Source organism: Luteimonas sp. A649, from assembly GCF_054072735.1.
This window is the reverse complement of record NZ_JBSVRQ010000001.1, coordinates 579,542-598,924: the sequence shown is the minus strand read 5'-3', so window position 1 is coordinate 598,924 and position 19,383 is coordinate 579,542. Positions and strand designations below refer to the sequence as shown.

Annotated in this window: 18 protein-coding genes; 12 read left to right on the top strand and 6 right to left on the bottom strand. The window is 69.7% G+C overall.

Annotated features, from left to right (window positions below):
- Positions 1-28 precede the first annotated feature (28 nt).
- The 3 genes from ACW5E8_RS02865 to ACW5E8_RS02855 are packed head-to-tail and all read right to left on the bottom strand — an operon-like array spanning position 29 to position 3,596.
- Complete coding sequence (locus ACW5E8_RS02865; protein ID WP_456963984.1) at positions 29-2,299, bottom strand: CocE/NonD family hydrolase; 2,271 nt, start codon at positions 2,297-2,299, stop codon at positions 29-31.
- Complete coding sequence (locus ACW5E8_RS02860; RefSeq protein WP_456963983.1) at positions 2,296-3,216, bottom strand: sensor domain-containing protein; 921 nt, start codon at positions 3,214-3,216, stop codon at positions 2,296-2,298. The genes ACW5E8_RS02865 and ACW5E8_RS02860 overlap by 4 nt, the downstream gene beginning before the upstream one ends.
- Entirely contained in the window at positions 3,216-3,596 is a 381-nt protein-coding gene (locus ACW5E8_RS02855; RefSeq protein WP_456963982.1) for a PadR family transcriptional regulator, read from the bottom strand. The genes ACW5E8_RS02860 and ACW5E8_RS02855 overlap by 1 nt, the downstream gene beginning before the upstream one ends.
- Positions 3,597-3,741: 145 nt before the next feature.
- On the opposite strand from ACW5E8_RS02855, the gene ACW5E8_RS02850 reads away from it, so the two are divergent.
- Together ACW5E8_RS02850 and ACW5E8_RS02845 are read left to right on the top strand one after the other, a co-directional pair.
- Complete coding sequence (locus ACW5E8_RS02850; RefSeq protein ID WP_456965223.1) at positions 3,742-4,635, top strand: peptidylprolyl isomerase; 894 nt, start codon at positions 3,742-3,744, stop codon at positions 4,633-4,635.
- A gap of 108 nt (positions 4,636-4,743) precedes the next feature.
- Positions 4,744-5,040, top strand: a complete 297-nt coding sequence (locus tag ACW5E8_RS02845) for a hypothetical protein (RefSeq protein ID WP_456963981.1) — start codon at positions 4,744-4,746, stop codon at positions 5,038-5,040.
- A 36-nt stretch (positions 5,041-5,076) separates the two neighbouring features.
- On the opposite strand, the gene ACW5E8_RS02840 is transcribed toward ACW5E8_RS02845, so the two are convergent.
- Complete coding sequence (locus ACW5E8_RS02840; protein ID WP_456963980.1) at positions 5,077-5,808, bottom strand: DUF4349 domain-containing protein; 732 nt, start codon at positions 5,806-5,808, stop codon at positions 5,077-5,079.
- A gap of 209 nt (positions 5,809-6,017) precedes the next feature.
- Here ACW5E8_RS02840 and ACW5E8_RS02835 point away from each other — a divergent pair, with 209 nt between their 5' ends.
- Positions 6,018-7,832, top strand: a complete 1,815-nt coding sequence (locus ACW5E8_RS02835; RefSeq protein WP_456963979.1) for a DUF885 domain-containing protein — start codon at positions 6,018-6,020, stop codon at positions 7,830-7,832.
- A 122-nt stretch (positions 7,833-7,954) separates the two neighbouring features.
- Here ACW5E8_RS02835 and ACW5E8_RS02830 read toward each other — a convergent pair whose 3' ends face one another.
- Positions 7,955-9,565, bottom strand: a complete 1,611-nt coding sequence (locus ACW5E8_RS02830) for a serine hydrolase (protein WP_456963978.1) — start codon at positions 9,563-9,565, stop codon at positions 7,955-7,957.
- Positions 9,566-9,676: 111 nt separating this feature from the next.
- Between ACW5E8_RS02830 and ACW5E8_RS02825 the strand changes: the two genes are divergently transcribed.
- The 6 genes from ACW5E8_RS02825 to ACW5E8_RS02800 all read left to right on the top strand — a co-directional run bounded on the left by ACW5E8_RS02825 (position 9,677) and on the right by ACW5E8_RS02800 (position 16,347).
- Complete coding sequence (locus tag ACW5E8_RS02825) at positions 9,677-10,507, top strand: DUF72 domain-containing protein (protein WP_456963977.1); 831 nt, start codon at positions 9,677-9,679, stop codon at positions 10,505-10,507.
- Positions 10,508-10,583: 76 nt separating this feature from the next.
- On the top strand, positions 10,584-11,549 hold the full coding sequence (locus ACW5E8_RS02820) for an aldo/keto reductase (RefSeq protein WP_456963976.1): 966 nt from the start codon (positions 10,584-10,586) through the stop codon (positions 11,547-11,549).
- Positions 11,550-11,552: 3 nt separating this feature from the next.
- Positions 11,553-12,845, top strand: coding sequence for an NTP/NDP exchange transporter (locus ACW5E8_RS02815; RefSeq protein WP_456963975.1), 1,293 nt, complete (start codon positions 11,553-11,555; stop codon positions 12,843-12,845).
- Positions 12,846-12,872: 27 nt separating this feature from the next.
- Positions 12,873-13,814, top strand: a complete 942-nt coding sequence (locus ACW5E8_RS02810; RefSeq protein WP_456963974.1) for an EamA family transporter — start codon at positions 12,873-12,875, stop codon at positions 13,812-13,814.
- A 4-nt stretch (positions 13,815-13,818) separates the two neighbouring features.
- Positions 13,819-15,555: an AAA family ATPase gene (locus tag ACW5E8_RS02805; protein ID WP_456963973.1), complete on the top strand. Its 1,737-nt coding sequence runs from the start codon at positions 13,819-13,821 to the stop codon at positions 15,553-15,555.
- A gap of 9 nt (positions 15,556-15,564) precedes the next feature.
- Positions 15,565-16,347 (top strand): general secretion pathway protein GspB, encoded by a 783-nt coding sequence (locus tag ACW5E8_RS02800; protein WP_456963972.1) that lies wholly within the window; start codon positions 15,565-15,567, stop codon positions 16,345-16,347.
- Between the two features lies 1 nt (position 16,348).
- Here the strand turns inward: ACW5E8_RS02800 and ACW5E8_RS02795 are convergent, their stop codons facing one another.
- A complete protein-coding gene (locus ACW5E8_RS02795; RefSeq protein WP_456965222.1) occupies positions 16,349-16,720 on the bottom strand; it encodes an MAPEG family protein in 372 nt (123 codons plus the stop codon).
- 119 nt (positions 16,721-16,839) lie between these two features.
- Between ACW5E8_RS02795 and ACW5E8_RS02790 the strand changes: the two genes are divergently transcribed.
- Genes ACW5E8_RS02790 through ACW5E8_RS02780 form a run of 3 tightly spaced genes read left to right on the top strand, consistent with a single transcriptional unit; the run spans position 16,840 to position 19,378 of the window.
- The gene (locus tag ACW5E8_RS02790; RefSeq protein ID WP_456963971.1) at positions 16,840-17,067 is read left to right on the top strand and encodes an RNA-binding S4 domain-containing protein; all 228 of its coding nucleotides are present in this window, start codon (positions 16,840-16,842) and stop codon (positions 17,065-17,067) included.
- Positions 17,064-17,621, top strand: coding sequence for a LemA family protein (locus tag ACW5E8_RS02785; protein WP_456963970.1), 558 nt, complete (start codon positions 17,064-17,066; stop codon positions 17,619-17,621). Before ACW5E8_RS02790 ends, ACW5E8_RS02785 begins: the two co-directional genes overlap by 4 nt.
- The gene (locus tag ACW5E8_RS02780; RefSeq protein WP_456963969.1) at positions 17,618-19,378 is read left to right on the top strand and encodes a DUF2207 domain-containing protein; all 1,761 of its coding nucleotides are present in this window, start codon (positions 17,618-17,620) and stop codon (positions 19,376-19,378) included. The genes ACW5E8_RS02785 and ACW5E8_RS02780 overlap by 4 nt, the downstream gene beginning before the upstream one ends.
- Positions 19,379-19,383: the final 5 nt, after the last annotated feature.

Sequence of the window (19,383 nt, the reverse complement as noted above, 5' to 3'; positions counted from 1 at the left end):
AGCCACTCGGTCCCCGGGGAGGGCGGCGTTACCCGCCGGGCTGCTCGTGCAACGGCACGCGGACGAGGCTGTCCGGGTGCCATTCGATTGTCAGCGGCTTGCCCGCGTCGGCGATGGATTCGTCACTGACGTCCTTTCCGGTGCCCAGGTTCACCTGGTGCCATGCATCCTTCAACACATCCACGACCACCAGCAGGCGGCTGCCAACCTCCATCCTGCGCCCCGTCATGCGGGTGCGTTCAAACGGAACCGTGGTCCATTCGCCGGGAACCAGCAGTTCGCGGTGCGTCATGTCACGGGCATGGCTCGCCCGACCGACGTAGTAGGACAACTGCATGGTGGCGCCATCGGGTTTCAGCTCATAGAGCGACACGCTGAAATCGAAGTCGCGCTTGTCGATGCGCACCTTGAGCGCGCCCGAGAACGTGCCGACCACCGAGGTCGGCCGTGCGAACGGTGCGCTGGCGAAGGCGAAGCCGCTGCCGAGTTCCAGCTGGTCGCGCACCACGGGATCCGGGTAGTAGCCATGGTTCTGTGTCGTGCGGTCGGAAAAGTCGACGACCTGCGCCAGCGGTAGCGTTGCTCCGGCCGTGCGCGACAGGCACCGGTATGGTCCGCATGCCGCACCGGAAAGGTGAAACACGCTCACCCTTGCCGCAGCCTCCAGCGACGGCGCGCTGTGCCACTCGTCGGCGCCCATCAGCTGGTAGTTGACCCTGTCGCGCAGCAGGGCCGGGCGCGGCCCGCCGCGGAGCACATGGTCCAGCCACTGGAACGTGATTTCGTGCGTGTCGAACTGCGCGACGGGATCGATCCCGTAGCCACCCACGCTGCGTGGCTTCATCGGCGCCTGCGCGCCAAAATGGTCGTAGGGCCCGATCAGCAGGTAGTGCTCTGCGCCCGGACGGTGCCGCAGGTGTTCCTTGAAGTACTGCAGCGCCGAGATCTGGCCGTCATCGTAGTAGCCGGTGATCGACAGCACCGGGATGTCGATGCGCGCGAACTCATCGCCATAGGGCACCATCGCCTGCCAGTAGGCGTCATAGGCCGGATGCGAGAGCCACCGCTGCAGCCACGGGTTCGGCGTGCCGTCCACCCGGTCGATTTCGCGGTATGGCCGCCCGCTCCCGTACCAGGCCAGCGGCAAGCGTTGCCAGCGCTCGCGGTCGAAGTAGGTGTCATCGTCCAGGAGCCGGTTGTTGGCGACATGGAACGGCCATCCATAGTTCGCAAGCAGGAAGACGTTGTTCTCCATCGGCAGGCCGAGGCCCGGTATCGCCGCCGCGTACGGCACGATGGTCTTCAGCGCCCGGGGCATGCGCTTGGCAGCCGCCCACGCGGCAAACCCGGAATAGCTGCCCCCATACATCGCCACGCGGCCGTCGCTCCATGGCTGCCCTGCGATCCATTCGACCGCTGCGGCGGCATCGTCGGCTTCTGTCTCGTATGGACGGATCGCGTCGTCGCTCAACCGCTTTCCACGCGCATCCACCACCACGCCTGCGTATCCGTGCGCGGCCGCCTGCAAGGCCGTCGCACGGTTGGATTCGGGCTCGGTGTAGATCGTGAACACCATTGCGGCCGGCAGTGGCGACGTGGCTTTGCGGCTCCGCACCACCACTGCGGACAGGGTGGCGCCGTCCGGCGCATGGATCAGCACGTCCTCGTCTACGAGATAGCGCGCCTCTTCATCCGCGGCGATCAAGGCACCGGCCGTCGCAGCCGCGGCAAGTGCGTCCACGAAGGCCTGCCGGCGTGCGAGGCCGAGGGCATCGTCCAGCGTGACCTCCGCCATATCCCCCAGCTGCGACGCGGACTCTCGGAGATCGGCCCTCGCACGCTCGAGGGAGCCACCAAACCAGTACTGGGTGCGCTGCGCTTCAAGATCGTCCAGCTTCCCGAAGTAGCTCTCGAACGCCGTGGAATACGCCTTGTCGAGCCCTTGCCGCCGGTCCGCCCGCGCCTGTGCATGGAGCAGATAGGGCACCCAGCGTCGCGGGCGCTCGTGTTCGCCCTGCGAAACGAGGCCAGCCATCACGTCCCGGATGGCATCTACCGCCTCGTGGTCCTGACCGGCTGCGATGCGCAGGTGCGCGAGACCGGTCGCAGACACCTGCAGCCTTCCTTCCTCGCGGGCCGACAGGACGTCTTTCGACAGCTTGGCAACCGCCCTCCCGATGCCGGCATCGTCGACATCCGGCGGCAGCGTGAACGCGAACCGCGGCCCCGATGCCAGCGCGATGCCGCATGCCAGTGCCAAGCCGAGGAATAAACATGCGCGCACCGCCCTGACCATCATGAATATTGCGCCGTCTTCACCAGCAGGTGCTTGGCCAGCAGCCCATGGCCGCGGCCGATGACGCGCGCCAGGTGCAGGGTGGCGAACAGCAGCAGCACGCCGATGACCAGCATCAGCACCAGCCCCCAGCCGTCGATCGGCACGTTGTTGATGCCCACCAGGACGACATCATTGGCTTCCAGCCAGGTTTCGCCCACGCCGGTCCAGGTCGCGATCGGCGCGAGCACGAGGGTGATTCCGGTCACCAGCAGGGTCGTGGCCAGCGTGAAGTAGACGATACCCAGCGGCAGCATCAGCAGGAAGTACAGCATCGTGCTCCAGGTGCGCGGGTCGGTGAACATGTCGCCGATGCGCTGCCAGATGCTGCGCCCGCGCACGGTGTACAGGGGGCGCCGCGGCATGCGTTCGCCGAGCATCACTTCCACGATCCGTCCTTCCACCAGGGACAGCACCCGCACCGAGCCGAAGAACAGGATCAGCAGCGGGATGCCCACGATCGTGATCGACAGGCCGGCCGTCGTTGAAAAGCCGGCCACCACCCAGGTGAAGTAGAAGATGCCGGTGGCCAGCGCCAGCACCATGTAGAACAGCGACGCATACGTGCGCGGATCCGCCACCACGCCGAAGAACCGGCCAAGCGCCGACTTGCGCCGCGGCGGTGCCGGGGATCGCAGCGCGGTCTGCACCGTCACCTCGGTGTCGCGGTAGATGTCGGCCACTTCGTCCGGCGCGCCGTAGCTCGACGCGACCGCGGCGATGACCTCGGCCTCGGACTTGCCGGGGTTCTCCGCAAGCTCGGAGCGCAGGTATTCCTCGGCGTCGTACAGCGCGTCCTGGATCATCGCCGGGTCGGCGCCGGCCAGGGAGCGCCGCAGCTGCTCCAGGTACTCGGGGATGGTGCGCGGCAGTGTGTTCATCACGGGGTTCCCTCCAGAACGGTGTCGACGGAATCGCGGGTGGCGCGCCAGGCGGCGGCCCATTCGCGCAGGGTGGCCTGCCCTGCGTCGGTGATCTCGTAATAGCGCCGCGGCGGGCCGGCATCGGACGGTCCGACGTGGCTGGCCAGCAGCCCCGTGCCCTCCAGGTTGCGCAGCACCGGGTACAGCGCGCTCTGCTTGCCGCTGAGCACACCGTCGCCGAAGCGCTCCAGGGTCTTGGCGATCTGGTAGCCGTACATCGGCTCCTGCGCGCGCGACAGCACCGCAAGCAGTGCCAGCGCCACGGTGCCCGTGCTCAGCTCGCGCTGGAACTTGCGCAGGGCGGCTTCGGTGTCCGGCGGGGGCGGTCGATCGCTCATGGAACGGATGCTATTGCGAACCTGCATATAGTGAATGTGCCGATAGTCAGCCCACCCACCGGATCGGCAACAATCGTGGGAACCCGACCGGAGTTCCGACGTGCGCCCAGACCACCGCTTTCGCCGCCTGTCCCTGTTCATTTCCATGCTCTGCGCCACCGCCACGGCGACCGCGACCCAGGACCACGCCACCACGGCCGAAGCCGAACGCCCGAAGACCACGCAGGAGCTGCTCGACGCCTCGCTCCCCACCGACTGGCGCAGCCCCGACCCGGCCAACACGCTCTACATGGAGCTGGCCGGCGGCCGCGTGGTGATCGAGCTGGCCCCTGCCTTCGCCCCCGAACACGTCGCCAACATCCAGACCCTGGCGAAGGAAGGCTTCTGGGACGGGCTGACGATCTACCGCTCGCAGGACAATTTCGTGGTCCAGTTCGGCGACATCACCGACGAGGGCGGGGCGCCGAAGCCGATCGGCAGTGCGAAAGCAACGCTGCCGGCCGAGTTCGCACGTCCCACGGAAGGTCTCGCCTTCCACGCACTTCCGGATCGCGACGGCTGGGCGCCGGAGACCGGTTTCGCCGAGGGTTTCCCTGCCGCGCGCGACCCGGGCGCGGGCCAGGCCTGGATGGCGCACTGCTACGGCACCCTCGGCGCCGGCCGCGACATGGCCGCCGATTCCAGCAACGGCACCGAGCTCTACGTGGTCATCGGCCAGGCACCGCGCCAGCTCGACCGCAACATCACCCAGGTCGGCCGGGTGCTCCAGGGCATGGAGCTGCTGAGCGTGGTGCCGCGCGGCACCGGCCCGCTGGGCTTCCATGAAGAAGCGGCGCAGCGCGTGCCGATCAAGGCCGTGCGCCTGGCATCCGAAGTGCCGGAAGGCGAACGCAGCGACGTCCGCGTGCTGCGCACCGACACGCCACTGTTCGACGCCGTGGTCGAGTCGCGCCGCAACCGTCGCGACGACTGGTACCTGCAGCCTGCCGGCCACATCGACCTGTGCAACATCAGCGTGCCGGTGCGCATCGCGGAATGAACGCCGGAACCGTCACGCGGTCTTTGCCGGCGGCTTCCTAGCCTGCAAGCGGGGTTCGCCCCTCCCCCGCCGACCCGCCGACCCGCAGACCTTCCAGAGGACCCCACGATGGTCATGCTCCGCATCCGACTCACCGGCAGCGACGACACCGCGCGCGCCGTCATCAACCTGCTGCAGAGCCTGGAAGGGATCGAGCACGTGGAAGAGGTCGACGACCTCATGCCGCAGCTCGACGACGCCGACTCCAGCTCCGCCGGCCTCAGTGACGTGAGCGGCCCGCAGGGCCACACCATCGAGATCGACGCACCGAACGCCTCCACCGCGCGCAAGGTGCGCGAAGCGGTGGAGGCGCTGGCCTTCGACCTGGATGCATTGGTCGAGTTCGACGAGGACGACGAAGGCTGAAGCCGCGTCACCCCGACCACGCGTCGGCTCGACTACTCAGCCGCGGCGGCGCCTGCGCCAGCGGCGGACCAGCGCCACCAGCACGCCCAGCACCACCAGCAGCGGCAGCAGGAACGCGGTGGCCCGGATCATCCAGGCGGTGCCCGTGGCGAGGATGCCGCCGAAGTCACGGAACGCGCGGGTGACCTCGCCCTGCGCCTCCTGGGTCCGGGTGGCGCTGAAGTTGAACGTCAGCAGCTGGGTATCGATGCGGCGGCGGTGCTGGGCGGCGTCGCGTTCGGCGGACTCCAGCTGCGCTTCGGTGGCGGCCATGCGCTCGGACAGCGCGATCATGTCCGCCACTGCAAGGTCGCGCCGCGCCTGGAAGCCGTTCAGGCGTTCCAGCTCCTTGCGCAGGCGCTCCTGCGCGAGCGCGTTGTCGCGGACGACCACGGCCAGGTCCTCGGCACGGGTGGAGCGGCTGCCGGTTTCAGCGCCTTCACTGGCCAGCGCGATCATCGGCTCCACGCCCGCGGGCACGATGCGCATGCCGATGCTGCCGCCGGGATGGTCGCCGCCCTGCTGCCAGACGTTGAGCACCACGCACTGCCCGAAGCGCGCTTCTCCGCACGCAGACTGCAGCGCTGCCACGCGCGGGGAAATGCCGGCCGCCGGCAGCGAGATGCCGACGGTGTGCTCATAGGCCAGGTAGGCTGCCAGGTCGTTGCCACCGGCCTTGCCCGCGTCGGCCGCGGCCACCGCAGCCTCGCGCGCGGACCCGGTGTCCAACTGCACTTTGTCACTGCATGCAGCGAGCAGGGTCAGGCAGGCTGCAAGCCACAGCGTGCGCGCAGCGCCTCCAAGCGGTCTGGAACATGATTGTCCATTCATGGTTTCGATCCCCCTTCTCCCCAGTCCAGCGAAAGGTAACCCATCGACCCGTGCGCGGCGCGGACGTCCGGCATATGCTGCCGCGTCCCCACCAAGCCGAGATCCGCATGTCCCGTCCGCTGCTCGCCGCATCCCTGCTCACCCTCGCCCTCGCCGCCTGCCAGGGGCAGACGGCCCCCACGTCACCGGCGGCTGCGGCAACGTCGACCGACGCCGTCGCTGCAAGCGAGCAGGACCGCGCATTCGCCGCGCTCTCCGCGCGCTTCCTCGACGAGGGCCTGGCGCTGTCACCGGTATCGGCCACCCAGATCGGCGACCACCGCTTCGACGCCAAGCTCGACGACCTCAGCGCAGCGGGGCGGCAGAAGTCCGCCGACTGGACGCGCGGCATGCTGGCTGAACTTGAGGCCATCGACGCCTCCGTCCTCTCGCGCGAAAACCAGGTCGATGCGCTGATCCTGCGCAACGCCCTGGAAGGCTCGCTGTGGGATCTGGAAACCATGCAGAGCTGGGCCTGGGATCCGCAGGTCTACAGTGGCCTGGCGGGCGGCGCCATCTACAGCCTGATGGCGCGCGAGTTCGCGCCGCTCCCCGAGCGCATGAAGTCCGCCGCCGCGCGCATGGAGAAGATCCCGGCACTGCTCGCGCAGGCCCGCGAGAACCTCGATCCGGCGCGCGTGCCCAAGACCCACGCCGAGACGGTCGCCCGCCAGAACAAGGGCATCTTCACCCTGATCGACACCTTCATCACCCCGAACGCCGACCAGCTCGAAGGAGCCGACCGCGAGCGCCTTGACGCCGCCATCGCCGCGCTGCGCCCCGCAGTGGAGGAGCACCAGGCCTGGCTTGACGGCACGCTGGTGCCGAACGCGAAGGGGGAGTTCCGCATTGGCGCCGAGCGCTACGACCAGAAGCTGCGCTTCTCGCTGAACTCATCCCTGGGTCGCGAAGAGATCCGCCGCCGCGCCGAGGCCGAACTGGCGCGCGTGCGTGACGAGATGTATGACGTCGCGAAGGTCGTGCTGAAGGACCGTGAAGGCGCGCCGGCCACGCCCGACCAGCCCAGCGAGGACCAGCGCCAGGCCGCGATCGAGGCGGCGATGGAGCTGGCCAACGAGGACCGACCCGGCCGCGACGAGGTGGTCGACTTCGCCAAGTACACGCTCGAGGTGGCCACCGACTTCGTGCGCGAGCACGACATCGTCACCGTGCCCGACGACCCGGTGAAGATCATCCTGATGCCCGAGTTCCAGCGCGGCTTCTCGGTCGCCTACTGCGATTCGCCGGGGCCGCTCGACAAGGGCCTGGACACCTACTACGCGATCTCGCCGATTCCCGACGGTTGGGACGAGGCCCAGGTGACTTCGTTCCTGCGCGAGTACAACAAGCGCATGATCCACGTCCTCAGCATCCACGAAGCCATGCCGGGACACTACCTGGAAGGCGCGCATTCGGCACAGCATCCTTCGACGCTGCGTGCGGCGCTGCGCTCGGGCCCGTTCGCTGAAGGCTGGGCGGTCTACACCGAGCGCGTGATCGCCGATGCCGGCTACCTCGACAACGACCCGCTGTTCCGCCTGATGCAGCTGAAGTTCTACGCACGCTCGGTCGGCAACGCGATCCTCGACCAGGGCATCCACGTCGACAACTGGACGAAGGAACAGGCCATGGACCTCATGGTCCGCCAGACCTTCCAGCAGGAGAGCGAAGCGGAGGGCAAGTGGATCCGCGCGCAGCTCTCGTCGACGCAGCTTGCGACCTACTTCGTTGGCGCGCAGGAGCACATGGACATGCGCCGCGCGGTGGAAGAGAAGGAAGGCGCGGACTTCGACATGAAGCGCTACCACGACAGCGTGCTGGCGACGGGCGCGCCGCCGGTCCGCTTCGCCCGCCAGCTGCTCCTCGACGAACCCATCCTGTAGAAGCAGCCCCGTAGGTGCAGCACAGCTACGCCCCTGTGGGAGCAGCTATAGCTGCGATCCAGCCTCGCTGAAGACTGCTGCCACCGCGCGCCCCGGAGGGCGCATCGCAGCTATAGCTGCTCCTACAGGTCCTTTGCGGGGACCGGTGCCAGGCGCAGGTCGTGGAAGTCGAAGCTGAAATCGGTCAGCGGCGACACCGCCTCCATCCTGGCCTCGCGCACCTTGCCGTCGTGGTCGAGGCTGAAGTCGACGAAGGCGTCGGCGTTCAGCGTGCGGTCGCGCCACCGCACGATGAAGCTGTCGTGCTGCCAGTGCTCGAGATCGCCGACCAGCTGCGGGGTGCGCGTGAAGCGCATCTCCAGGCCCTTGCTGCCCTGGGCCACGACCACGTCGCCGTACCACGGGTCGCGGTAGGTGGCCGCGTAGCCACTCAGCGGCAGCGCAGGCTTCGACCGCGTATCCCGCGCCGCGACGTGCTTCTTCCAGTCTTCGTCCGCCCTGTCGCCACCCTTGGCGATGGCCGCGGCATAGGCCGCGACCCAGTCGGTGGCCGGCGCCTCCATGTAGGCGTCGAGCACGTGCATGGTGATGGCGTTGAAGGCCGCGCCGGTTTCCTGGTTGGTCAGAACCACGATGCCCAGGTCGAGCTCTGGCACGAGCGTCAGGCGCGAGACCATGCCCGGCCAGCCGCCGGTGTGCCAGACCAGCCGGCGGCCGCGGTAGTCGCTGAGGCTCCAGGCCTCGCCGTAGCCGGCGAAGTTCGGCTTCGTGGCGGCAAGCTCCGGCACCACGGGCTCGCGGATCGGGATCGGCGTCACCAGCGACCACATCGCCTCGTGCCGCTTCTCGCTGAACAGTCGCTTCGCATCCTCGCCCTCACCCTCCAGCACACCGCTGTCCAGCTGCACGCGCATCCACTTCGCCATGTCGTTGACGCTGGAATAGATGCCGCCGGCCGCGGTGTTGTTCGACCAGGACATCGCCGGCACCGGCTCGGGATCACCGGTGAAGCCGGCGCGTGCGTGGCCGGTGGCGACGTTGGTGTCGGTGGGACGCAGCGCGTTGCTGTCGATGCGGGTGTCGCCCATGCCCACTGGCTGGAACAGGCGCTCGCGCACGAAGTCGGCATACGGCTGCCCCGAGGCATCTTCGATCACCAGCTGGGCCACGGCGTAGAGCACGTTGTCGTAGGCGTAGCGGTCGCGGAAGCCGCCGGCGATGGGCACGCGCGCCAGGCGCTCGACCACGTCGCGCGTGCTGTAGTCGCTCGGCGGCCAGAACAGCAGGTCGCCCGCGCCCAGGCCGAGTCCGCTGCGGTGCACCAGCAGGTCGCGGATGCGCATCTCGCGGGTGACGTAGGCGTCGTCCATGCGGAACCAGGGCAGGTGGTCGATCACCCGGTCATCCATGTCGAGCTTGCCCTCGTCGGCCAGGATCGACAGCGCGGCCGAGGTGAAGGCCTTGGTGATCGAGGCGATCGAGAACAGCGTGTCGGCGTCGACGGGGTCCGGCTTGCCGACCTCGCGCTCGCCCCAGCCGCCGGCGAACACCAGCTCGCCATCCTTCACCACCGCCACCGCGATGCCCGGCACCTTGAATGCTTCGCGGACCGACTCGACCTGCGCATCCAGGCCGGCGAGCGGCGCGGGAGACAAGGCATCCGCGGCATGTGAGCCGCGTGCGATCGGGAACAGCAGCAGCGAAACGGCAAGGGCAAGGGTCGGTCTGCGCATGGGCAAGGCACCTGTCTGGACTGCCGCGCAGTATCGGCCACGACGCGACGCATCGGAACACGCAGCTATGATCGGCCTCCAGCCGGCCCGCCGGCGGCAGGCATCGGCACCATGGACAGCCTCTTCGACAACGCAGTGCCGCCGGTCGACGGCATCCGCACCGGCATCGGTGGCTGGACCTTCGCGCCCTGGCGCGACAACTTCTATCCCAAGGGCCTGGTGCAGCGGCGGGAGCTGGAGTTCGCCAGCCGCCACCTGTCCGCGATCGAGGTCAACGGCACCTATTACGGCACCCAGAAACCGGCGACCTACGCCAAGTGGCGCGATGAGACACCGGCCGACTTCGTGTTCTCCGCGAAGGCGCCGAAGCGGATCATGCAGTCGCGCACGCTGGCGAGGACCGGGCCGCAGGTCGAGGATTTCATCGGCGGCATCGTCGAGCTCGGCGACCGCCTCGGTCCGCTGGTGTGGCAGTTCGACCGCGGCACACGCATCGACCGGGACGACTTCACCGCCTTCCTCGCGCTGCTGCCGCGCGAGTCCGGCGGACGCAGGCTCAGGCACGTGCTGGACGTGCGCGATCCCGCGTTCGTCGATGCCGGCTACATCGCACTTGCGCGTGAATACGGCATGGCCACCGTGTTCACGGACTCCGACGAGCATCCGTCCTTCGCCGATGTCACCGCCGACTTCGTTTATGCGCGCCTGATGCGCTCGCGCGCCGGGATCGCGACCGGCTATCCAGAGCCGGAGCTTGCGCGCTGGGCTGAACGGGCCCGCGCCTGGGCCAGCGGCAGAGAACCCGGCGACCTGCCCCGCATCACGCCGCCCGACGCCTCGCCGGCCGGACCACGCGAGGTGTTCATCTTCTTCATTTCCGCCGCCAAGGAGCGCAATCCGGCCGCCGCCATGGCGCTGCACGCCCTGCTTGTGCGAAGCTGATCCGACCCTCACGCATGCTTCGGCCCATGCTCGCCAAGCGTCCCGTGGCGAGCCCGTTCCAGCAGGAGGATTCGCCATGACGTCACGACGTGAGTTCCTGTCCGTCGCCTCGCTCGCCGCCACCGGGATCGTGCTCTCACCGCTGGCCGCGTGCAGTCGCGACGCGACGCCCACCGGCTCGGCCGCCGGCCCCGCTCCCGCTTCGCCAGCCTCCCACGGCCCGATGCTGACCCGCGCGATCCCGTCCACCGGCGAGCAGCTGCCGGTGATCGGCGCCGGCACCTCGGGCAGCTACGAAGTCGCGATGGACTCGCCCGAGTTCAACGCACTGAAGGACGTGGTGCGCACCTTCTTCGAAGGCGGGGGCAGCGTCATCGACACCTCGCCCAACTACTCCAACGCCGAAGACGTGGTCGGGGCACTGCTCGACGGCGGCGGCTGGCGCGACCGCTGCTTCCTCGCCACCAAGCTCGCCGCCGACAGCCGCGCTGAACTCGAAGCACAGTGGGCGGACTCGCTGCGCCGCCTCCGCACCGACCACGTCGAACTGCTGGCCGTGCACAACCTGCGCAACATGGCCGAGGCCCTGCCCTTCGCCCGCGAACTCAAGGAACAGGGCCTGGTGAAGTACATCGGCCTCACCCACTACCAGGCCAGCGCGCACGGCGAGCTGCTGCAAGCGATGCAGGCGGAACAGCCGGACTTCATCCAGATCAACTATTCGGTGGCATCGCCCTCCGCCGCCTCGCGCCTGTTCCCCGCCGCACGCGACCAGGGCGTCGCGGTGATGGTCAACCGCGCCTTCGAGGACGGCCGGCTGTTCGGCCGCGTGGGCGGGCGCGCGCTTCCCGGCTGGGCGGTGGAAGCCGGCATCGGCTCGTGGTCGCAGATGTTCCTCAAGTTCGCGATCAGCCATCCCGCGGTGACCGTGGTGATCCCGGCCACCGGCAAGCCGGACCGCCAGGCCGACCAGCTGCGCGCGGGGCACGGCGAGTTGCTGACGCCGTCCCAGCAGGACGAACTCATCGCCATGTTCAGCTGATCGATGGCCACCGCCGCCACGCGCTGGCTGCAGCGCGCCTTCAACGTGGAAGACGACGAAGCCGGCGCCGTGATGGCCGGCTTCGCCATGTTCTTCCTGCTGTTCGCGGGCTATTTCATGCTGCGGCCGGTGCGCGAAACGATGGGCATCGCCGGTGGCGTGCGCAACCTGCAGTGGCTGTTCACCGGCACCTTCGTCGCGACGCTGGCGGCGATGCCGCTGTTCGGCTGGATCGCCGGCCGGGTGCGCCGGCGGAACATCCTGTACTGGGTCTACGGATTCTTCGTCAGCAACCTGCTGGCGTTCGCCGCCTGCTTCGTGGCGATGCCGGGCGACCCCTGGATCGCGCGCGCGTTCTACATCTGGCTGTCGGTGTTCAACATGATCGCGATCTCGGTGGCCTGGAGCGTGCTGGTGGACGTGTTCACCACTGCGCAGTCCCGCCGCCTGTTCGCGCTGATGGCGGCCGGCGCCAGCCTCGGCGGCCTGGTGGGGCCGCTGCTTGGCGTGTTCCTGGTCGGACCGCTGGGCTATGCGGGGCTGTCGCTGCTGTCGGCGGCGCTGCTGGCCGCGGCCGCGATGGCGGCCTGGCGCGTGCACCGCTGGCGCGACGCGCGCCCCCTGACCGGCGACGCCGACATGCCGCGCCAGCAGCCGCTCGGCGGCAGTCCGCTGGCCGGCGCCATCGACGTGCTGCGCTCGCCCTACCTGCTCGGTATCGCCACCTTCGTGCTGCTGCTGGCCAGCGTCACCACCTTCCTCTACTTCGAGCAGGCGGCGCTGGTGGAAGCGCGGTTCCCGGACCCGAAGGACCAGACCCGCGTGTTCGGGATCATCGACACCCTCGTGCAGACGCTGGCCATCCTGTCGCAGCTGTTCATCACCGGGCGGGTGGCGAAGTCGCTGGGCGTGGGCGTACTGCTGGTGGCGGTGCCGCTGGTGGTGGCCGCGGGTTTCCTGTGGCTGGCGTTCGCGCCGGTGTTCGCGGTGCTTGCGGTGGTGATGGTGGTGCGCCGCGCCGGCGAGTACGCCTTCGTGCGACCGGGCCGGGAAATGCTCTATACCGTGGTCGCGCCGGAAGCCAAGTACAAGGCCAAGAACTTCAACGACACCGTGGTCTACCGCGGCGCCGACGCGGTCAGCGGCTGGGTCAAGACGGGCATCGACATGGTGGCCCAGCAGCCGGCGGTGGCCATGGTGATCGGGTCCGGCATCGCCCTGGTCTGGGCGGTCAACGGCGCCTGGCTTGCAAGGGCCCAACGCCACCTCGCCGCCGGGCCCGTTCCCCGCCGATAATCGCCTCACCATTCCTGGCGATACCCCATGACCCCGACAACCAGGGCCCAGCTGCAGATCCACCTGTGCGTGGTGCTCTGGGGCTTCACCGCGATCCTCGGCAAGCTGATCACGCTGCAGGCGCTGCCGCTGGTGTGGTGGCGCATGCTGCTGGTGGTCGCAGCGCTGGCGCTGCTGCCGCGGGTCTGGCGCGGGCTGCGCGCCCTGCCGCGGCGATTGCTGCTGTCCTACGCCGGCATCGGCGTGCTGGTGGCCCTGCACTGGCTGACCTTCTACGGCGCGGTGAAGCTCGCCAACGCCTCGGTGGCGGCCACCTGCATGGCGCTGGCCACGGTGTTCGTGGCGATGATCGAACCGCGGCTCGCGAAGCGGCGCTTCTCGCGCGCCGAGCTCGCACTGGGCATTTCGGTACTGCCAGGCGTGGCCCTGGTCGTGGGTGGCATTCCCGACGGCATGCGCATCGGCGTGGCGGTGGGGGCGGTATCGGCGCTGTTCGTGGCCCTGTTCGGTTCGCTCAACAAGCGCCTGGTCGACCATGCCGATCCGCTGGTCGTGACCGCCGTTGAACTCGGCGCCGGCACGCTCGCGTTGACCCTGCTCGCACCGCTGATGCCCTTCGTGTTCCCGGCCCTGGCCGGCCCGCTGTTCACCCTGCCGGGCGCGGCGGACGCCAGCTACCTGCTGCTGCTGGCCTTCGCCTGCACGCTGTTCCCGTTTGCGCTCTCGCTGGTGGCGCTGCGCCACATGAGCGCGTTCTCGGCGCAGCTCGCGGTCAACCTGGAGCCGGTCTACGCCATCGTGCTGGCCATCGTGCTGCTGTCCGAGCAGCAGGAGCTGAGCCTGCCGTTCTACCTGGGGGTGGCGATCATCCTCGCCGCCGTGCTCGTGCACCCGGTGCTGGCGCGGCCGCGGCGCATCACCCATCCCGAGGCCCTGGCGGTGGGCGAAGCGCGCGACGTGACAGACTGAGCGCATGTACCTCGAGCACTACGGCCTCACCGAGCCACCGTTCTCGATCACGCCGGATCCGCGCTTCGTCTTCCTTGGCGAGCGCCACCGCGACGCGCTCGCACACCTGCTGTTCGGTATCACCCAGGGCGGCGGCGGCGGCTTCGTGCAGCTCACCGGCGAAGTCGGCACCGGCAAGACCACCCTCAGCCGGCTGCTGCTGGGGCAGCTTCCGGACAACGCCCGCGTGGCGCTGGTGCTCAACCCGCGGCAGGATCCGGTGCAGCTGCTGGAAACGGTGTGCGAGGAGCTGCGCATCGACCTCGACGACCGCCGCGGCAACGCCAAGGCCCTGGTCGACGCGCTCAACGTCCACCTGCTTGAAGCCTATGCACAGGGGCTGCGCGTGGTGCTGCTGGTCGACGAGGCGCAGGCGCTGCCGGTGGAAACGCTGGAACAGGTGCGCCTGCTCACCAACCTCGAAACCGATACCCAGAAGCTGCTGCAGGTGATCCTGATCGGCCAGCCCGAGCTGCGCGACATGCTCGCGCGCCCGGACCTGCGGCAGCTGGCCCAGCGCATCACCGCCCGCTTCCACCTCACCCCGCTCGAAGCCGCCGGCACCGCCGACTACCTGCGCCACCGGTTCCGCATCGCCGGTGGCCAGCACTTCCCCTTCGATGCCGGCGCGGTGCAGCGCATCCACCTGCGCAGCGGCGGCATCCCGCGCCTGGTCAACGTGATCGCCGAGCGCGCGCTGCTTGCCGGCTACGCGCGCGACCGCGCGACGATCGACGCCGTGCTGGTGGAGGAAGCCGCGCGTGAAACGCTGCAGCCGCTGGCATCCACGCACAGCCGGCCGCGGCCCTGGCTGCTGGCGGGCGCCGGCATCGCGGCCACGGCGGTGGTCGTGATCGCAGCGGCGGCGCTCTGGCCGCGTGCGGACAGGCCGGCCGATGCAGTGGCGCTTACGGGCGGGAGCACCACGGATGGCACGGCCGCATCCGGGGCTCACGACAGCGCGACCAGGCTGGGAATCGGCGGCGGCGACGGCGACGGCGACGGCCACGGCATCGTCGACGATGCGACGACGGCGGACGGAAGCGATGCGCGCCCGTCGCCTGCGATCACGGTGGACGAAGCCGGCCTCGCCGCACGCATCGACGCCGCATCCAGCACGACCGCGCGCGATGCCGCCTGGCAGGCATTGCTGGCCGCCTGGTCGCTGCCGCACACCGCGGAGGACGCACGCGCGGCAAGCGGCTGCGCGCCGATGCTTGCGTCGGGCACCTATTGCGTGGGCGCCACCGCGCACCTCGACCGCCTGGCCGCCATCGGACGGCCGGCGCTGCTCCAGCTCGAAGCCGACGGCGGCCGCACCTGGGCGCTGCTGCTCGGTTCGGACGGCCATCGCGCGCGCCTGCTGCTTGGCGATGCCACGGTCGATGTCGATCGCAGCGCCCTCCAGCGCGCTTGGCCGGGGCGCTATGCAGCCGTGTGGCGCGCGACCGTGGATCTCGTGCCCGCACCCGCACGCGGCGACAGTGGCGCAGCGGTGGACTGGCTGCGCGAACGCCTGGTGCGCGAAGGCGTGGCTGCCGAAGCCGCCGTGGGCGCGCCCTACGACCCCGCGCTGACGGATTCGGTGCGCCGCTTCCAGCGCGCGCGCGGCCTCGCGGTCGACGGCGTGGTCGGCCCGGAAACCCTGTTCGCGCTGGCCGCCGGTGATGCCGGACCACGCCTGGCCCGGACCCTGGACTGAGGCGCGCGCATGTCCCTGATCCTCGAAGCCCTGCGCAAGTCGGAAGCCGAACGCCGCCGCGGCGAAGCGCCCGGGCTGCGCGTGGAGCTGCCGCCCGTGGCGGCGTCCAGGCGCCCCGCCGTGCCCGCGTGGACGTGGATCGCCGGCGTGGTAGTCGTGTTGTCCGCCATGCTGTATGCGCTCTGGCCGCGCGATGGCGGCTCTGATGCCGACGACCGCGCGGACACGACACCAGCCGCCCCCATGCTGGCCGTAGTGCCGCCAGCCGACGGACCTGCGGAGCGTGTGGGCACCGGCACTGACGCAATCGGGGTCAGAGACGCCTTTCCCAGGGTCGAACGTATCGCGCCGACCACGCCGCCTCCTGCCGGAACGGTTGCCATGGACGAACCCGCGCCTTCCGAAGGGTCCGCATCCAACCCGCCCGCTGCACCCGTGGCTGCAGCGGCTGCGGATCCTTTGCCCGCAACCCCCGCGGCTCCGCCTTCCCGGGCCGCTGCCGGATCCGTGACCACGGACGCTTCCACTGCTGCAGCGCCGCGACCCGACACACGCCCCGACGCCGACATCCCGCGCATCACCGAGCTCGCCTCCGCGCAGCGCCAGCGCCTGCCGGCGATGAAGCTCAGCATGCACATGTGGAACGAGGATCCCGCACGCCGCTTCGTGGTCATCGACGGCCAGCGCAAGGTCGAAGGTGACCGCGTCGGCGAGGCCACGATCGCCGCCATCGACCGCGACGGCGTCGTGCTGGATCTCGACGGCCGCCAGGTGCGCGTCCCGCTCCCCTGACTCAGAACAGCGCGAGCAGCACCATCACCACGCCGATCAGCGACACCGCCCAGATCGCGCTGCGCACGTAGGGCACGCCGGAGGCATAGGCCGGGATGTAGGCCAGGCGCGCCCAGAAATAGAGCTGCGCGCCGAGCACCGTCTGCGCATCGCCGCGCCCCGTGGCCACCACCGCCAGCACCGCCGCGGCGAACAGCGGGAACGTTTCGAGGAAGTTCTGGAACCCGCGGTTGACCCGCCCCGCGACCCCGTCCAGCGGTTTCGGCTCGCCGTCCCGGGCGCTGGCGTTCCAGGCCAGGCCCCGCTGCGAGGTCTTGAGAGTGGCGTCGAGCATCAGGTGGAACAGGCCCAGTGCGATCGCCCAGGCCAGCATCTGCAGTTCGGTACTCACGCGGTCGTCTCCCTGCGCGTCCCGGCGGGACGCTCGCGCCGAGGTTAACGCGGTCCGTGGCGCTGGGTTACGCTCCTGTACCGATGGATGACGGAACCCCCATGCAACAGATCGATTTCGAGCTCGAAGGTGAACACGTGGAGCTCAACCAGCTGCTGAAGCTGTCAGGCCTGTGCGACAGTGGCGGCGCCGGCAAGGCACTCGTGGCCTCGGGCGCGGTGCGGGTGGACGGCGCGGTGGAGTCGCGCAAGACCGCCAAGATCCGCGCCGGCCAGGTGGTGACGCTGGGCGACATCGCCGTCCACGTCCGCGCGGAGGCGCCCGCGTGATCGCACCGATCCTCGCCGGAGTGGTCACCGCCGCGTTCGTGGCCTGGGCGGTGATCGCCTACAACCGCCTGGTGCGCCTGCGCAACCAGGCCGCCACCGCCTGGTCGGACATCGACGTGCAGCTGCAGCGCCGCCACGACCTGGTGCCGCAGCTGGTGGCATCGGTACAGGGTTACGCCACGCACGAAGGCGCGGTACTGGAAGCGGTCACCGCGCTGCGCACCCGCGCGCTCGGCCTGCGCGACCCGGCCGAACTGGGCCAGGTGGAAACCGAACTCGAGCAGGCGCTGGGCCGCCTGCTGGCCCTTCGCGAGGCCTATCCGGACCTGAGGGCCAGCGAGAATTTCATGCGCCTGCAGGACGACCTGGTCGACGTCGAAGAACAGCTGCAGTACGCCCGTCGCTACTACAACGGCGCCGTGCGCGACCTCAACGATGCCGTGCAGCGCGTGCCCGACGTGCTGGTCGCACGCACCTTCGGCTTTGGCCAGGCCGCGTTCTTCCAGGCCGCCGCCGACAGCCGCGCGGCGCCCGCGGTGGAATTCGAGGAATGAACCCCCGGCGCGCGGCGCTGCTGGCCTGGCTGCTGGCGGCCGCGCTGCTGCTGCCGGCCTGGGCGGCCGCGTCCGAACGCATCCTGGCCTACGACATCACCGTCGACGTCCAGGCCGATGGCAGCCTCGACGTGACCGAACGCATCCGCGTGCGCGCCGAAGGCCGGAACATCCGCCGCGGCATCTATCGCGATTTCCCGGTCCGCTACAAGAACGCGCAGGGCAACAACATCGTCGTCGGATTCGAGGTTCTTGGCGTCGAACGCGATGGGCGGCCCGAGCCCTGGTTCACCGAGGGCCTGCACAACGCCGTGCGCGTGAACACCGGGAACGACGACATGCTGCCGGTGCCGCTCGACACCACCTACACCCTGCGCTACCGGACCACGCGCCAGCTGCGCTTCTTCGACGACCACGACGAGCTGTACTGGAACGCCATCGGGCAGTTCTGGGATTTCACCATCGATTCGGGCAGCGTCGAGGTCCGCCTCCCCGAGCCCGTGCCCGAGGCCCAGCTCTCCGCCGAAGGCTATTCGGGCCGCTACGGCGTGCGCGGAAGCGACTACCAGGCCACGGTCACGGCCCCCGGCGTGGTGCGCTGGACGCTCACCAACCCGCTGCAGGCGCGCGAAGGGCTGACCATCGTGCTGTCCTTCCCCAAGGGCATCGTCGAAGCGCCTTCGCGCGCCGCAAACGTGCTGTGGCTGCTGCGCGACAACCTGTCGCTGGTGGCGGCGCTGTCGGGCCTGCTGGTGCTCCTGGGCTTCTGCGCAAGGCGCTGGCACCGCGTTGGTCGCGACCCGAAGCCCGGCGTCGTCATCGCCCTGTACGAGCCGCCGCGCGGCGAATCGCCGGCGGCGCTGCGCTACATGCTGCGCCGCGCCTACGACACCACCTGCATGTCCGCCGACCTGCTGGCCTGCGCGGTGAAGGGCGCGCTGTCCATCGAACACGAGGACCGGCTGCTGGGCGATCGATGGACGCTGCGCCGCAGCGGCGTTCCGGCCTCCGCCATTGCCAATGACGACGAACGCCGCCTGCTGGAGGCCCTGCTGCCACCTTCGCTGCCGCGCCTGGAGCTGGACAAGGAGAACGCCGCCCACATCCAGGCCGCGATCGGCAAGCACTCCAAGGCGCTGGCCAAGCGCTTCCAGCCCGCGATGTTCCGACACAACGGCGGCAGCATCGCGATCGCCTTCCTGATCTTCACCGCCACCACCGTGATGACCCTGCTGCTGACCGCCGCCAGCAACGGCGGCGGCATGCCCTGGGCGCTGGTGCCGCTCGCGCTCGGGCTGGCGGTCGCGCTGCTGTTTGCGTTCACCGTGGGCGCGCCGACACCGGACGGACGCCGGCTGCTCGACGAGATCGAAGGCTTCAAGCGCTACCTGGAGGTCGCCGAGCAGGACGACCTCGCGCGCCTCGAGGGTCCCACTGGCGACCGCCCGCCGCCGCTCGACGCGACGCGCTTTGAGGCATTGCTGCCTTACGCCGTCGCCCTTGACGTCGAAGAGGCCTGGACGAAGAAGTTTACCGTCGCCGTGGGCTCGGCCGCAGCGGCCGCGGCCACGGCCGGCATCGCCTGGTACCACGGCAGCGGGAACGTCGGCGACATCGGCAGGTTTGCCGGCTCGATCGGCAGCGCGCTCAGCAGCCAGATCACGACCTCGTCCGCGACGCCGGGCAGCGGCTCGGGTGCCGGCGGCGGCGGCTTCTCCGGCGGTGGTGGCGGTGGTGGAGGTGGCGGTGGGCGCTGAAGATC